The organism is Bdellovibrio sp. ZFWA1 (assembly GCF_056175665.1).
The window spans coordinates 633,607-647,993 of the sequence record NZ_JBJKJH010000002.1; the positions used below are offsets into that span (position 1 = coordinate 633,607).

The window sequence follows — 14,387 nt, forward strand, 5'->3', positions numbered from 1 at the left end:
TTTAGTCTCCTTTGAATGGCTTTAACGTAGGGACCAGATACCTTGGCGGCGGCGACTAAGTCATGTTTGGTTTTTGTTAAAGCTCAAAAGCCCATTTATTGCGTGCCTGCTCTGTAAATTGTATAATTTCCCGATAGAGGTCTGATATGAAGGTGTGCGTAGTCTGCGGCAGAGTCATCTGTCCCTCGGAGGTTTTGCTGGCGGAGCTTAAGCAAGACAAACAAGAAATGGAATTGGTACGCGCCTCGGCTCGCTTACTTGTTGCTAAAGGCCTGGTTCTGATCACGCAAAAAGGCCAGGTGGTGGATCCATCAACGGCCAAAGGGGCGATTCGACTGAGGCTTGCTAAGAAGCTCTAATACCTCAAGATCCATTATAATTTCGATTTATTTTTAAAAAGCTCACCAAAAATATGGCGGACCTCGTTAGCAGACTGCTTCCCCCATAAATCCGAACCGTATTGATTCAGGTGGGCGGCGTCTTTGTAGATCAAAATATTTTCAGAGGACAAGGGCGCCGTCTTCCAAAAGTTTCTGTTGATATCTAAGGGGTCCACAAACTTTACGTTCTTAAATTCTAAAGTGATATTTTTAATTTTAGCATTCGCAACAGTATTCGGAGTCAGCGAGCTATGAAGTTCGAATTTATCAACATGGCTTTTTAAGTCCAAGCGCTGATACAACGGACTGTAGGTTTCCCGAAGATACTGATTGTAGTGCGAACTATCAACGCCCGGAATACGCCCCAGGACGACCACTTTGTGCCCTTGAAGTAACTTCAGGGTGGCTCGAAAGTCCGCCTCGAAATTTTTGAAACTTTGAATATAAGCTCCCCAATTTGCTGCTAATACGATCACGTCCTGCTCGGGAAGATCTTGCTTAAACTGATTTAAAAGTTCGAAGCAATTTTCGTTCGAGGCAGTTTCAATATCTATTTTGGATTCCTTTGAAATACTCAATAGGGGTGGGCATGTATCAACCGTTTTGGCTTCGATCAGGTAATCCTTGCCTAAAGCTGAAACTAAAAACGGCGTATAGTGACCGGCATTGGAGTCGCCGACCAGATACACCTTTCGAGGGGACTTTAAGCTGCCAAATTCGCAGTCTTCGTTTTCAAGATTGTGACAGTATTTATCATCAATAAACGAGGTCTCGGTCTCGAACCTTTCGATTTTAGAGATTCGCTGCGGAGCCCCTTCGCTATTTTCAATAGCTGTTGTCGCCCACCAAAAACCGGCAAAGGGCACAACCAAAAGGGCAGCAAACACCTTAGGTAAACCCCATTTTAAAGCAATAAATTTGTTTTCGAAGTAGTATCGGGTCACAAAAGAAAGTGCGAAGATCAAAGCGAGGTCTAAAATTAGCAGATCCAACGGAATTTCATAGGCTCCGGTCAGGTACCTAGTGATTGCTAGAACTGGCCAGTGCCAAAGATAAAGCGAAAATGATATGTCGCCCACTTTTCTAAGTGGTCCGCTATTGAGCAGGCGCGAGCCCCCGTGGGCACCGGCCGAGCGGCTCGACCAAATTAGTAAAGCCGCGCCCCCGCAAGGAACCAGGCACAGCAAGCCAGGGAACCAAAAATCATCTTGAATGAACAGCACTGAAACCGCAATCAGTAGCAGTCCCAAGTAGCTAGCGAAGCGGTGATACTGCTTATTCCAATCTGAGGAAGTTATATTGAAGACGAAGGCTAAGCAGGCCCCCATCGCGATTTCCCCGAAGCGAGGAATGGAGTTGAAGTAAGTTCCTGACGAGGACGCATCTGTCAGTCGCAAAGCATCGGCATAAATAAGACTTCCAAGCACCGCCACAGCTAAGCCCTTCAGAATATTTCGCAACGAGAACAGGCGCAAAGAAACAATCAAAATCAAAGGCCAAATAAAATAGAACTGCTCTTCAATGGATAAGGACCAGGTATGAAGCAGGGGGTACTCGTTCGAGTTGTTGGCAAAGTAATCCAAACTTTGGCTAAAAAAGAAATTCGAGGTAAAAGTCAGGGAGGCGGCAACACTGCGACCAAGCAGTAGAAAATAATCGGGCAAAAATAGTAAATACCCGGCAAGCAAAGTCGCTAACACTACTAAGCTAAATAGCGGAATAATGCGCTTAATTCGTTTGCGATAGAACTCGGCAATAGAGATCGATCCGGTGGCTGCGAATTCAGAAAGGCAGATACTGGTGATTAAAAATCCTGAAATTACAAAGAAGATGTCCACACCGAGGTAGCCCCCGGGGAGAAAATTTTTGTTTAAGTGAAATATCAAGACCGAAAGCACCGCAATGCCTCGAAGTCCCTCTACCTCTGGAATAAATCGCACTTTACTCATTAAAGACCTTAGTGATGGAATGTCTTACTTATAGACCAAAAACAGCAAAGTAAGAACTGATTTTTGCGTCCTTCTTGACCAAAATGAACCACTCATTTATGAAGGAGTGGCATCGAAAAATGTTTCATGATTGTGGGGGCCTATGAATTTATTCCGTGCTCGGATATTTTTAAAAATGCTGGTGGCCGTGATTGCTTTTGGGGCTGGTTTTTGGCCTTTAAACGTAATGGCAAGCCCTAATGATTTTACGGTTTTATGCTATCACGATGTCAGCAAATCGAACCCCGAAGATGCCTATGGTGTGACACTAGCACAGCTTCGCGAGCAATTCGATTTTTTACAAAAAAACTATCATGTTGTGAGTATTGACGATGTTATCGCAGCTTCCAAGGGGCAGCAGACCTTGCCTGAGAAGGCTGTTGTGATCACCTTTGATGATGGTTTGGAATCCTTCTACGAATTAGTTTATCCTTTGTTGAAAGAATATAAGTTCCCTGCCGTTTTTGCGGTGGTGGGGAAGTGGGTCGAAGATGGTAAGTCCCCGGATTATGGTTATGTCGGGTCCAATCCTTCGATGGTGACTTGGAAGCAACTGAAAGAAATGTCGGATTCGGGCTTGGTCGCTGTGGTTTCGCACTCGTACAACTCCCATTATGGGCATGTATTTAATCCCCAGGGGAATGAGCAGGCAGCCTTGGGTTATTTAAAATACAATACCGTGACGAAGTCCTACGAGACTGAAACTGATTTTTATAATCGTGTGAAGGCGGATCTTGATAAAAACGATAAGTTGATTCGTCAGCATATTGGAAAAAGCTATCCAATCATGGTTTGGCCCTACGGGACTTTTAACGGCCTTTCGCAAAAAGCGGCGACAGAGCTTGGTCTATCTATGCAGTTTTCAATCGAGCACGGTCTTAACAACGCGAGCAACCTGAATTTCATTCGGCGTGGTATGGTCTTGGCTTCTTTTTCCATGCCGGTCTTTGCTGAGGCTCTTCAGAGCTCATTCCATAATTCGGCTGCGATCAAAGCCGTCAGAATTGATGTGGATTCGGTTTGGGCAGGCAACGAGGAAGATTCCAACATCAGACTGGGAAAATTGAACGATAAAGCAGCAGAGGTTCGACCGAATGTAGCCTTGATTCAAACTTTTACCGCGCAAGGAGAAGCCTTCTTTCCGAACTCTGTTTTGCCGGTAAAGGCCAATTATTTTTCTCGGGTCGCCCATGTGTTGCAGAATAGAGCCCGAGTTGAAAAAGTGTATGCAACACTGCCGTTGAAGCTTTTAAAGGATGTCGAAACAACTCGCCGATTGGTTCGTGATTTGGCTCTTTACGCTGATATTGATGGAGTGTTCTTTGATGCCAAGGATTTCAAAGGCAAAGAGGGTGATGAGTTGATGGCTCAGGCGATGTCGACGGGAACCGAGCTAAGACCTGCCTGGAGTTATGGATTGGTCGGGGCTTTTTCATCGAAGCATCAAGTAAAATTCAAATATATCATTAAAGATTTTTCGTTGGTCTTGGCCAAGAAGAAAACTTCCAAAGTTGTGAAAGAGTTTTTAGATCCTAAAATGATTGTCGCACTTGATGGGAAAGGCACCAAAAGCATTACCAAAAGCCAACAACAATTGCAGAAGCTTGGGATAAAAAATTATTTTTTACCGGTCAGTTTTAATTCGTTCGATGATCTGTCGTTTTTAAGGACATATTTGGGGGCAGAGCAAAACCCCTATTTGGTTCACTAGAAAGCTTCTTGAAGTAAACCTACAGAAGAATCGTCTATTTTTTTGTTTGAGTTGGAGTCCGTTGCTTCCGCTGCAGTCTCTGGTTCTGACTGCTGTTCATTGTGTAACACTTCGGCGATCTCTTCGCGATTTTTCACTTCACAATCAAGGCAAGAGCCCGAAAAGTGCAGGTCGATGATTTTACCATTTTGAGCATTGTTTAAATCGTCTTTTGACCACTTAATAATGTGCTCGCTAGGAATTGTTTTTTTATCTCGGGGATCTTTAGACAGCCAAACTGCCAGCATCATAAAAGCGAACACCGAAATAGAAATCACAGGAGACCATGCAATAATCCCCAGATGTTGCATGACTTTTTTGTGAGCTACGTGGCTTGAAAGAAACTCTGAAATAGCCAATTCGCTGCCAACAAACCAAATGACCCAAAGGGCAAGGGTGCTAATTGTTTCTATTGTTTTTCGCATATGTCACTCCGCCGCGGTCCGGGCTTACCCAACTGCTAAATTGGCGTTTTGGTCCAAAGAGTACTTTAGGAATCGCCACGAATAAAGCAAAACTATTTATCATCCAATAAGCAAATGGATACCAGATGGCGATAAAGCCAAGACCGGTTGATTTTTCATATCGACCGTGCAGGAAAAGGCCGACCATGAATTGGACAAAGCTAATAATCCCCGTCAGTAAAATCGCGTAATGAAGGTTGATCGGGTGGATGTTGCGATTGTACAGCGTGTAGGCAATTGTCACCGGAAGCAAAAAGGCCCAAGTCACCGAGAACATATATTCCAAGAGTATCAGACGAAGTCCCGTATCATGACCCTTTAATACCGAGCGGCCATGTTTTAAAATCACTTCAAAGCCACCTTGAGCCCAGCGAAGTCGCTGCTTCCAAAGTCCTTTAATGGTGTCGGGCATGAGAACATCACAGGTCGCTTTTGGTTCGTATTTCAGGGCCCAGCCCGAGGTTTGCAGTTTCCAGCTAATACCGACGTCTTCGGTGACTGTGTCAGTATCCCAATAGCCAATGCTTTCGACAGCAGATTTGCGGAACATCACTAGGACTCCGGACAGGGCAAAAAGGCGTCCCAAGGTTTGGTGATAGCGTTTGATCATGCCGACTAAGGCGGAAAACTCGCCCACTTGAAGGCGCCCCACCAAGGTGCCACGATTTTTGACGCGAGGATTGCCAGTGACTCCGGCAACATCGGGATCTTTAAAGTGCTCCATCATATGTCTGGGCGCATTGATATCAAGTTCAGAGTCGGCATCAATGCAAAGAATAAAGTCATGACGGCTGGCCATGGCTCCAAGGGTCAGGGCTGCGGCTTTGCCTCGGTTTTGGACTAAATTAATGACCCGCATATTTGGCCGACTCATTGCTAGTTTTTCCAAAACCATTTGTGTTTTATCTCGGCTGCCGTCGTTGATTGCGATGATTTCGCATTGATCTGCAGGTAAAGCGTCTAAAGAGCGAATCGTTGATTCGGCTGTTTCTTCTTCATTGTAGCAGGGGATCAGAATTGTATAGGGCTGATTGGAAAAGTCCGTGAAGGGCTGGTGTTTTCGCTCGCGCTTAAAATAAAAAAGCAAAGAGCCAAAAATCCAAATCATAGGAAGAACGAAGGGGATATTTAAAAACAAGAATTTCAAAGTCTTGATTAAATAAACCATGAACATGTTGTGCCTTCTTCTTTGTCCAAACGCCATCGTTCGGAGCCGCCCGTATTTTTACTTACCAGTGTTTAATGCAAATTGCCGATGGCGTCAATTGGAGGATTCAATTGGGGGGAGGGGTAAAATAAGAGGCTTATTAGTTACTCTATTTGGATTCAGGTGCCCTAGGCTGTCTAAGCCTTAAGCAGCACCTGAAAATATTGCTAGCTGGTTGGGGGGGGGGCGGGATTAGTTCCCGCGGCAGACCATGCTGGCCATCGGACGGCCGTTTTCGAAGACATCGAGACGTAGGGGGCGGTAGGGTTCCGTTTTTTCGGTAGCCGAATAGGTTCTGTTTGAAAATAGGCTCTGAATTTGAATTGTGCTTTGCTGAGTGGCTTCATCCTGAAAAAAGAAATAGCGGTAATGGTTGATCTCGAAGGCGAATCCGTCCGTTACGTCTGTGAAGTCTTTAAGAAAGAACTGAGATTCATTTAAAACCGCCTGAATGGTGCAGTTGGTTTTAGCTAAAGATAGTGTCGGGCTTGCCATTAGGATAAGTGAAAGTAAGATGTTTTTCATTGAGAGCTCCCTGAGTTTGTTATGTTCACCTTATCGGTGGAACCTCCCACAGGAATAGACCGTTCTGGTCGTTAAGGCAATCATCAAGTGTCAATATCGATATAGATAAAACCAATGATGAATTCGGTACACAATCATTAAAATCTATCCGATAGTGATTCCAGAAACAACGAAAGGACGACGAAATGAGAAAACTTTTAATGGCTGCCACGATGATGCTGACAATGCTGACTTCAAATGTAGTGATGGCCAACGAGGATAGCTGCGCTGGGCTTACAGGGATGGATTTAATTACATGTGCTGTGACTCGTGGGAATGTAAAATCAGTTAGCGCTCCGTTAAGTGTAGAGCAATGTTCGGGGCCGACAGAGCCTTGCCCTTATGCCGAGTTGGTTTCTTGTCACATGGACCCAGAGTGCTGGGCTGATGGTCAGAACCGCGCGAAGGTAGCGATGTTGGCGGCTTGCATGCAAATTCGCGAGGCGATTGGAAATGCTTGCCAATCAATACCAAGCTTTTAGATTCATTGCCGTGTATAGGATTTTTTTTGCGGGGGGAGAACCCCCTTTATTTTTTGGGTTTTAGGGATTGGATAAATTCTTTGGCTTCGATTTTATGTTCCTCAGGCAGGGCGTTCCACTCTTTGTTGGTCAAAGCCCCAATCAGGGCATAAGCGTACAGCGTGTGGCGATTTTTGGGGTCTAGGGCGATCAATTTTACTAAGGCTTTTTTCCAGCCTAATTTTTTAAATTGGTCCACGCTTTGTATACCAGCTCTGTGAAAGCTTTCTGCGGCTTTGGGACCCAGGTTTTTTAAGTCAGAAATTTTCGTGGCACGCTGAATGGCTAGCTCTGCAGGTTCGTCTGAAAACATGCGCGGGGTCCTAGTGTCGATAGGGGGTTCTTTTTTTGCCACGACGGCTTTTTTCTTTGTTGTCGGTTTCTTTTTGCCCATGCCTATCCCGTATTGGTACGTGTTTACCATGTACTTTGGCAGTAGATATACAAAATAAACCGGCGGCATGTCATCATGTCATTCATAGAAGGAAAATCTTGTATGGCTGATTCCGCCCAATCCACTAAAATTCAGGTTTTTTATGATGGTCTTTGCCGGGTTTGCTCGGCGGAAATAGAAACCTATCGCCGAATGAAGGGGGCCGACGGCATTGACTTTGTGGACATCACCTCGCCGAAGTTTTCTGCGGAAAAAGAAGGCCTTGATCCGTTTCTTGTGCATAAAGAGCTTCATGCCCGCACTAGTGATGGACAGATTGTCAAAGGTGTTGAAACTTTTATTTTAATTTGGAAAACACTTCCGAGTTTGAATTGGCTTGCAGGATTGGCCACAAAGTCACCGGTGAGGTCTTTTTTAAACATAAATTATCGTCTGTTTGTCAAAGTGCGGCCTTATTTACCCAGAAAAAGTTGCGAGCAAAGCCCTTATTGCGAGATCAAACGGTCGTAGATTGAAATATTTTGTGAAATCAAACCACTTATTGGCAATCGGCCCACTTCTTAGAATCGGTGCGCACTGCTTTGTCGACCTCAATTCCCTTCGGAAAAGTTCCAATGCTTCCCTGGCGTGCGACCAGGCCAACAAAAGATTTTTCTCGATCCCAGAAAGGATAGGCGCCATAGGCTCCTGGGCTTGAAATTCTCAGGTCTCCACTACAATTGTAAGTGCTGGCATAACACTCATGCCACGATCCAGCTCCGTAGCGCCAGTCTTCGTTGATGACCGAGGTTGGAGAGTAGGCAATAGTACTGCTCAGATTCTGAGGGCTTTCTAAAAAGTTTTGGCTCGACGTCGAGAGCAATGTTTTCGTTTTTAATTTTTTTAAGAAGTTAAAGTAATCTCGGGGAGTCCAGCGCATGCCACCAGCAAGCCGAGGATTGGTTGTTGAGGGAAGGTTGTAGTTTGAGTTTGCAAATAATCCTGTCTGAGTTTTGAACGCTTGAAAGACATCTTGCCAGCTTGAAACCCCCAGAGCTTTGACGGTCATTAACCCAGCTACCTGCAGATGGGTCGAGGCATAGTAAAACTCCGATCCCGGAGTTGTGGTGTAGGAAGAGTTCGTCGTTGCAATCGTATTGACACAAGTTTCGAAGTTTCCCGCCGAGAGATTAATACAGGTCGGTTCATCCTTGAGTCCCGAAGTGAAAGATAGCAGATGCTTTAATTTGATATTGTAAAGAGGACTTCCAGAGCTGATCGGCCAAGAGCTGATATAGTCTTGAGGTTTTGATTCTAAGCTTAAGTACCCGGCATCAACGGCTCTTAGGATGATTACTGCGGTGACAAGTTTTGAGGTCGAAGCGGATTCTAGTAAAGTGTTTTCTGCAATTGAGCCTTTAGAGAACGAAAATTCTTTGTTATCGTTTTTTGAAATCAGATACAAGAAATCGGCGTCAGTATTAAGATTCGACAGGGAGCTGCTCATCGAGCTTTCCAATTGAGTTAGATTGCAATTGTTCGAGGTGGTGCCGCTGCTGGTTTTGCCCGAGCAGCCAATGATCAAATTGGTGGCAATGCATAATCCAATAACAGAATAAAGGGACGCTTTAAGCATTTTTGATTCCTATCGTTACAAATTCTATTTCAGTTCTTGGAAAGCTCATCTGTCAAGACGGGGAAAGCTCTTCTGGTCTAAAAAGCGTGTCTTCTAACAATAGATGCAGGTGACGATATTAAGCCGAGTAAAGTTTTATTATAATGAGGCGATTCCAACTCGTCCTAAAAATTTGAGGCATATAAAAATGAATGTTTATTGGCTGCGAAATGATCTGCGGCTTTCCGATAATAGAGTATTAGCTGCAGCGGTCGAAGACTCGAACCTGCGGCAGTTGCCTTTATTGATTGTCTATTCTTTGGGCTCGAACCTGCAAGGCGCAAGTGGCTTTAGGAAGAGGTTCTTAACAGAATGCTTAATAGACTTAGAGAGGTCATTGTCCTTAAGGAATCAAAAAGTTTTAATCACGGGCTTAAAATTTTTTGATTTTTTTAGCCACCTGACTTCAGTGTTTTCGGTGAATAAAGTTTTTTATAGCGAAGAAGCTGCGTTTTATGAAAGACAGGAAGAAGCCAGTATCAGGCAGTTTTGTCAGGATCGGCAGATTGGGACATTTTCACTTTGGCAAAGCACGCTGATCGATATTCATAAGTTGCCATTTAAGATTGAAGCCATGCCTTTTGTATTTACGGACTTTAGAAAAAGTTTAGAAAAGCACTGGGATAAAAATTTAGGTCAAAATTTGAAGGCAGGGCCAGAGCTTCCGACGATGATGGAAGCGCCGCAGGGCCCGTGGCCCTCTTCCATTGAAGGGTGTTTGAACGATAGCTTTAGGGACCAGTTATATCTAAAAAATCTTTCAGATCTTTCAAAGTTAGGCGACGACTTTCGATCGGATCCGCGAGGCTTTCATTTTATTGGTGGAGAGACTGAAGCTCATTGCCATATTACGAAGTATCTATCTGATCCGAAGCGGGTTCACAGTTATAAAGAAACCAGAAATGGTCTTTTAAATTTTGAGGAGTCATTAAAGACTTCGCCTTGGCTGAATTCAGGATGTATTTCGGCTTTAAAGGTTTTTAGTTTGGTAAAGGAATTCGAGAAAAATTTTGGAGGTTCCGAGTCCTCGTATTGGATCTTTTTTGAGCTTCTTTGGCGGGATTATTTTAAATTTTTTTCTTTGAAGTATCAGCAGCAAATCTTTCTTTTGGGGGGAGTTAAGGGAAGTTTGCAGAGGCCCATTTTTGATGAATCTTTATATAAGAAATGGTGTCTGGGACAAACTGGGGAAGATTTTATAGACGCGAACATGCGGGAATTAAATTTGACCGGTTGGATGTCGAATCGAGGACGCCAGAACGTCGCTAGTTACTTGATTCACGATTTAAATATACCCTGGACATATGGAGCCGCCTATTTTGAATCCCAACTTTTAGATTATGATCCGGATCTAAATTGGGGGAACTGGTTGTATCTTTCGGGGCGAGGCTCTGATCCTAGATCTAGAAAGTTTAATATTGAAAAGCAAGCAGGGGACTATGATCCTTTGGGAATTTATCGAAGGCGTTGGTTGTCAGATGGAGATTTAAAATGAGTATTTCAAAAAAATTAAAGGAAAAAATAGAGTCATTTTCAGATGAAGACAAAGACCGCTTGGTGCGTATGGGGTGGGAGGATCGGACCAGCTTCGATGCTATCGAGGTTCAATTTGGCTTAAATCCCAATGAATTTGTGCGTTTTATGCGGACGCAGCTGCCGCGAAAAGATTTTGAACGATGGCGCCGCCGAGCCAATACCCAAGGTCATTTAAAGCACGCGGAAACTCGTGGGGTCAAAGTGGATCGATTTAAATGTCGAAGGCAAAGTGTGGATGGCATTACCAAGGGGTGGAAATAATCTTAAAAAAGATCTTTTGCAGTATCGCTAAGAAGGTTTAATTGAAGACTGGATTGCAGGGGCTTTACTTGCTTCAACTTCTTTATTTTTTCAGAAGCTAGAGGCGCAAACGAAAAGGCAGCTTGTAGGTCCGAAATAAGATGATTTTGTCCATTGGGGCTTTGCCAACCAGTCGCTTCAACTTCTTTATTTGCCTCAAGGACCAAAAAACGAAACTGATATTTTTGTTCAGATTCTGTCCAAAATTCTGCAGTGTGAAATGTTCTTTTTTTAGTTTGTTTTCTAATGAGTTCAAAACGAGCAGTTTTCTTTTGCCCCTGATTTTTTATTTCAATAAAAAGACTTTGACTGGGGAATAGTGATTTTTGATACAACTCGACGTTGGTGATAAATTTATCACCAACGGCCTGAGTTGAATCTACGAATAAAGGGTTTATTGATTTCAATTCCACATTTCCATTGCCAAATTAGCCAATGCAATGCCTGCAGGATTTTTTGGTGAGTAAGCAACCATCGGAAGGTGACGGTGGTGAGCCTCTTCGACAACGATAGATTCTGGAATAAAGTTATTGAAGACAGGAATTGGATACTTGTCCCGAAGGTCGCGAATGATCTGGTCTACGATACGGCGATTTTTAAATTTGGAAATAATAATGCCGCGAACATTCACTTTGTGGCCAAGGCCGGATTTGATATGCTTTAAAGTTTCTAGAATTAAATCGATTCCCATAACCGAGAAGTATTCTGGGCAAATAGGAATGACGATATCTTTGCTGGCCATAAGAGCGTTGACGGTAAGTAGGCCTAGTGATGGTGAGCAATCGATAAGAATAGCATCATATTTTACTTTCACTTCGGCCAAGGCTCTTTTAAGAATGCTCTCGCGACCAAACTTCGTAGAAAGTAAAACCTCAATACCACTGAGCATGATTTCTGAGGGGATCACGTCGATGCCGAACGCTTCCGAGCGAACGATGGCGTCTTCGGCCATAATTTCATTCGTAAGGACATCAAAAATGGTGTCTTCAAATTCCTGAGGACCGAAGATAGCCTTTGTTGCAGAAGCCTGTGGATCTAAATCCACAAGCAGTACTTTTTTACCTTGTTTTGCCCATTGAGCGGCAACGTTAATGGCTGTTGTTGTTTTGGCAACTCCGCCTTTTTGATTAATAAAAGATATAACTGTACTCATGATGTCCTACCTTGTTGCTCATCGTGACCTAGGATCTCGACTTTTGTCTGTCTTTAAGCTTGATATTGGTAGAACAGAAATTCAAGCTTAAATTTTTTCACGTTTTTATTTTTTAATGTGACATAAGTATGGACTGTATTCGTGTGACATCTTCGGTTTGGCAAGAGTCTGTTCCAATTTCGCAACTGTACCAGCGTTTGCATAGATCATCGGTATCCAAATCAGAAACTTCATCTGTGCCACCGCGAACAAAAATACCTTCTAGTTCCATGGTCTCGGCGTTGAATACGGGTGATCCTGAATTGCCAGCAAATGCATCAAGTTCGGTTTCGAAATAATGGTCAAGATTGTTGTTCAAAATCGCACTGGGGCCGGTCGTCATTAAAGGCAATCCATAGGGGTGCCCCAACATAAAAACTTTAGCCTCGTTGGCAAGCTTTTGTTGCTTTGCAATTTTCACGGGTTCCGCGTTTATGACAGGCCGATCTAGCTCGATTATTGAAAAATCTTTTAAGGTCATAAGATTTCTTTCTGCCGAAATAAGTCGTTTACAAGAATATCGATTGAGTTGTTGTTTTTGGTTGAGCGCTTGATCAAGATCGTCTTTTTGAAAGTTGAAACTCCAAGAATTGGCGGCACAGTCCTCGGGCGTTGGTACACAGTGGTATGTTGTTAAAAGAATTTGAGGAGCGATTAAGACCCCAGTGCAGCGGGCAACAGATGGGATTTGGGAATATCTTTCGTCGGGGCAAAAGTTTCTTTTTTGAATTAAATTCTGAACGTTTTTTAGATTGGCCCAAATATTATTTGGAATCATGGCGGCTGTGGCTCGCGCTAAATTTTGAATCTGAATATTCGATGAAGCCGATACAAATTGACGTTCATCCTCGCCATGGTTTCCGGCTACGGCGAATGAACTGAATGCCATTATCAGAGCTTGTATCAAAATGAGACGGCTGTTCAAGACCACATCCTTTGCTGAAGAGTCTTTATCTAAAGACAGCAAAGAGAGTTCCAATGCTAACAGGAACTAAGTGGCTGTGGCCTGTCGAAGTCTTGATCAAGAGACTTTTGGTGTCAGCCAGGTCTGCTGCCTCTCGGGTTTCTTCTGTGGGTAGGTTTCATGCCAGACTGCTATATTTGAATAGACGCCGGGTATCCATGTGTCTCGAATTGAGAAATCCACACCTCTGAAGGATCTTTAGCATAAACGATTCCTCATTCTGATAGCTGTAGGCCATGGCCTTTAGAACTCTGATTTTATTGTTAAGTCCTTCACTGATTGCAGTCGTTAAATTTGATCGTATATAGGCTTCGATATTGATCCGGTACTTGCGAACTTGCAGTGCAAACTTCCGAAGTGGCAGCAACTTCGAATCTCGAACCAACCCATACCATTTTGCCAAGCGTGATCTAAACCCGTGGACACCTTTTTCTTCTAAAACCTTATGGAAATACTCAACGATAATCATTGCGTTTGAAATATTCGTATTTAACACTTTTAACTTTCCTAGCATATTATTCTCCTCGATAGATAAAACAGCATCTCGCTCTAAAAACATGAACCTTCTCGATGGTGACAACATGATTTCTTCGAACTCTTTTTTGTTCTTTTTTGCCTTTTGAAACTCTTCTTTTCTGACTTTTTCAAAGTATTCGTTCATGCTCTGAACCAAGTGGAATCGATCAATCGCAATCTCTGCATTGGGACAGAGTTTACTCACGGCTTGGAAGTAGCCAGGGTTCATGTCTATTGAAAAAAACTCCACTGATAATCGCTGGGGTCTTGATAGAGTTTTTAAACACGTTGCTAAGGCCATAGCATCCCTACCAGCAGCGTTAGCAATCACCTTTGCAGCCTTCGTACACACTAAGTTTGTTACGAACTTTACGGTCCATCGTGGTGCAAAAGGGTGCTCTCTTTTGGTTTCAGTTTCAGTCTTAAAGTGCACCTCGTCAGCACTCATACGAGAAACATCAAGATCTTTTGTAAACCTGTTTACATCTAAATTCTTTTGCATTTCTCGCATACGCCACTGATCCATTTGCCATAAAGTCTTTGGATCTGAACTCAAGGTCCGGGCCGCAGCAGCACAGGTGGTTTCTTCCATGAGTCGACCCGCGGTTTCGACAAAGCTGCAGCTATGGCCTTTGAATTTTGAATGGATCCCTGAAACCTTAGAGCGTTGGATTTTATTGCATACGGGACAAAGTCCTCGTGGATATCGTAAATGAATAACGACGTCCTTAAAGAGCCCCAGAGGGGGTACTTTAAGGTCTCGATAGCTCCATTGATGGAATTCCAATAAGGGATGCTCGCAGTCCGCGCAGCAGGCGCGGGACCACGGTAACTCTGCCGAAAGCCGACAAGACACAAAGTCCTCTGAAAGCTCCGCGTTGGTAATATTTAAATCTTGCAGACCTAATAAGCTGTTGATCAAATGATGAAGGTCCATTCTTGGCCTTTGTAATTTTT

General features: G+C 43.6%; 16 protein-coding genes. 6 read left to right on the forward strand and 10 right to left on the reverse strand.

Features of this window, described 5'->3' with window-relative positions; all coding sequences use genetic code 11:
- Nucleotides 1–146 precede the first annotated feature (146 nt).
- Nucleotides 147–359 (forward strand): DUF3253 domain-containing protein, encoded by a 213-nt coding sequence (locus AC04MN_RS12510; RefSeq protein ID WP_475383537.1) that lies wholly within the window; start codon nucleotides 147–149, stop codon nucleotides 357–359.
- A gap of 14 nt (nucleotides 360–373) precedes the next feature.
- Here the strand turns inward: AC04MN_RS12510 and AC04MN_RS12515 are convergent, their stop codons facing one another.
- Nucleotides 374–2,329, reverse strand: coding sequence for an acyltransferase family protein (locus AC04MN_RS12515; RefSeq protein ID WP_475383538.1), 1,956 nt, complete (start codon nucleotides 2,327–2,329; stop codon nucleotides 374–376).
- Between the two features lie 142 nt (nucleotides 2,330–2,471).
- Between AC04MN_RS12515 and pgaB the strand changes: the two genes are divergently transcribed.
- Nucleotides 2,472–4,079, forward strand: coding sequence for a poly-beta-1,6-N-acetyl-D-glucosamine N-deacetylase PgaB (pgaB, locus tag AC04MN_RS12520; protein ID WP_475383539.1), 1,608 nt, complete (start codon nucleotides 2,472–2,474; stop codon nucleotides 4,077–4,079).
- Here the strand turns inward: pgaB and AC04MN_RS12525 are convergent.
- The 3 genes from AC04MN_RS12525 to AC04MN_RS12535 form a co-directional block, all read right to left on the reverse strand.
- A complete protein-coding gene (locus tag AC04MN_RS12525; protein ID WP_475383540.1) occupies nucleotides 4,076–4,543 on the reverse strand; it encodes a hypothetical protein in 468 nt (155 codons plus the stop codon). The two genes, pgaB and AC04MN_RS12525, sit on opposite strands and share 4 nt — an antisense overlap.
- On the reverse strand, nucleotides 4,518–5,756 hold the full coding sequence (gene pgaC / locus AC04MN_RS12530) for a poly-beta-1,6-N-acetyl-D-glucosamine synthase (RefSeq protein ID WP_475383541.1): 1,239 nt from the start codon (nucleotides 5,754–5,756) through the stop codon (nucleotides 4,518–4,520). The genes AC04MN_RS12525 and pgaC overlap by 26 nt, the downstream gene beginning before the upstream one ends.
- A gap of 225 nt (nucleotides 5,757–5,981) precedes the next feature.
- Nucleotides 5,982–6,314 (reverse strand): hypothetical protein, encoded by a 333-nt coding sequence (locus AC04MN_RS12535; protein ID WP_475383542.1) that lies wholly within the window; start codon nucleotides 6,312–6,314, stop codon nucleotides 5,982–5,984.
- Nucleotides 6,315–6,499: 185 nt separating this feature from the next.
- Between AC04MN_RS12535 and AC04MN_RS12540 the strand changes: the two genes are divergently transcribed.
- A complete protein-coding gene (locus AC04MN_RS12540) occupies nucleotides 6,500–6,835 on the forward strand; it encodes a hypothetical protein (protein WP_475383543.1) in 336 nt (111 codons plus the stop codon).
- A gap of 46 nt (nucleotides 6,836–6,881) precedes the next feature.
- Here AC04MN_RS12540 and AC04MN_RS12545 read toward each other — a convergent pair whose 3' ends face one another.
- Nucleotides 6,882–7,268, reverse strand: a complete 387-nt coding sequence (locus AC04MN_RS12545; protein ID WP_475383544.1) for a TfoX/Sxy family DNA transformation protein — start codon at nucleotides 7,266–7,268, stop codon at nucleotides 6,882–6,884.
- Between the two features lie 75 nt (nucleotides 7,269–7,343).
- On the opposite strand from AC04MN_RS12545, the gene AC04MN_RS12550 reads away from it, so the two are divergent.
- Nucleotides 7,344–7,778: a thiol-disulfide oxidoreductase DCC family protein gene (locus AC04MN_RS12550; protein WP_475383545.1), complete on the forward strand. Its 435-nt coding sequence runs from the start codon at nucleotides 7,344–7,346 to the stop codon at nucleotides 7,776–7,778.
- A 28-nt stretch (nucleotides 7,779–7,806) separates the two neighbouring features.
- Here AC04MN_RS12550 and AC04MN_RS12555 read toward each other — a convergent pair whose 3' ends face one another.
- A complete protein-coding gene (locus AC04MN_RS12555; RefSeq protein WP_475383546.1) occupies nucleotides 7,807–8,883 on the reverse strand; it encodes a serine hydrolase in 1,077 nt (358 codons plus the stop codon).
- Nucleotides 8,884–9,070: 187 nt separating this feature from the next.
- Here AC04MN_RS12555 and AC04MN_RS12560 point away from each other — a divergent pair, with 187 nt between their 5' ends.
- Both AC04MN_RS12560 and AC04MN_RS12565 read left to right on the forward strand, forming a co-directional pair.
- The gene (locus AC04MN_RS12560) at nucleotides 9,071–10,417 is read left to right on the forward strand and encodes a DASH family cryptochrome (RefSeq protein WP_475383547.1); all 1,347 of its coding nucleotides are present in this window, start codon (nucleotides 9,071–9,073) and stop codon (nucleotides 10,415–10,417) included.
- On the forward strand, nucleotides 10,414–10,719 hold the full coding sequence (locus AC04MN_RS12565) for a TIGR03643 family protein (RefSeq protein WP_475383548.1): 306 nt from the start codon (nucleotides 10,414–10,416) through the stop codon (nucleotides 10,717–10,719). Before AC04MN_RS12560 ends, AC04MN_RS12565 begins: the two co-directional genes overlap by 4 nt.
- Before the next feature lie 2 nt (nucleotides 10,720–10,721).
- On the opposite strand, the gene AC04MN_RS12570 is transcribed toward AC04MN_RS12565, so the two are convergent.
- The 4 genes from AC04MN_RS12570 to AC04MN_RS12585 all read right to left on the reverse strand — a co-directional run bounded on the left by AC04MN_RS12570 (nucleotide 10,722) and on the right by AC04MN_RS12585 (nucleotide 14,367).
- Nucleotides 10,722–11,165, reverse strand: a complete 444-nt coding sequence (locus AC04MN_RS12570; protein WP_475383549.1) for a hypothetical protein — start codon at nucleotides 11,163–11,165, stop codon at nucleotides 10,722–10,724.
- A complete protein-coding gene (locus tag AC04MN_RS12575; protein ID WP_475383550.1) occupies nucleotides 11,162–11,911 on the reverse strand; it encodes a ParA family protein in 750 nt (249 codons plus the stop codon). Before AC04MN_RS12575 ends, AC04MN_RS12570 begins: the two co-directional genes overlap by 4 nt.
- Nucleotides 11,912–12,023: 112 nt before the next feature.
- Nucleotides 12,024–12,839 (reverse strand): trypsin-like serine peptidase, encoded by an 816-nt coding sequence (locus tag AC04MN_RS12580; RefSeq protein WP_475383551.1) that lies wholly within the window; start codon nucleotides 12,837–12,839, stop codon nucleotides 12,024–12,026.
- 193 nt (nucleotides 12,840–13,032) lie between these two features.
- Nucleotides 13,033–14,367: an ISL3 family transposase gene (locus tag AC04MN_RS12585; RefSeq protein WP_475381169.1), complete on the reverse strand. Its 1,335-nt coding sequence runs from the start codon at nucleotides 14,365–14,367 to the stop codon at nucleotides 13,033–13,035.
- Between the last annotated feature and the right edge of the window lie 20 nt (nucleotides 14,368–14,387).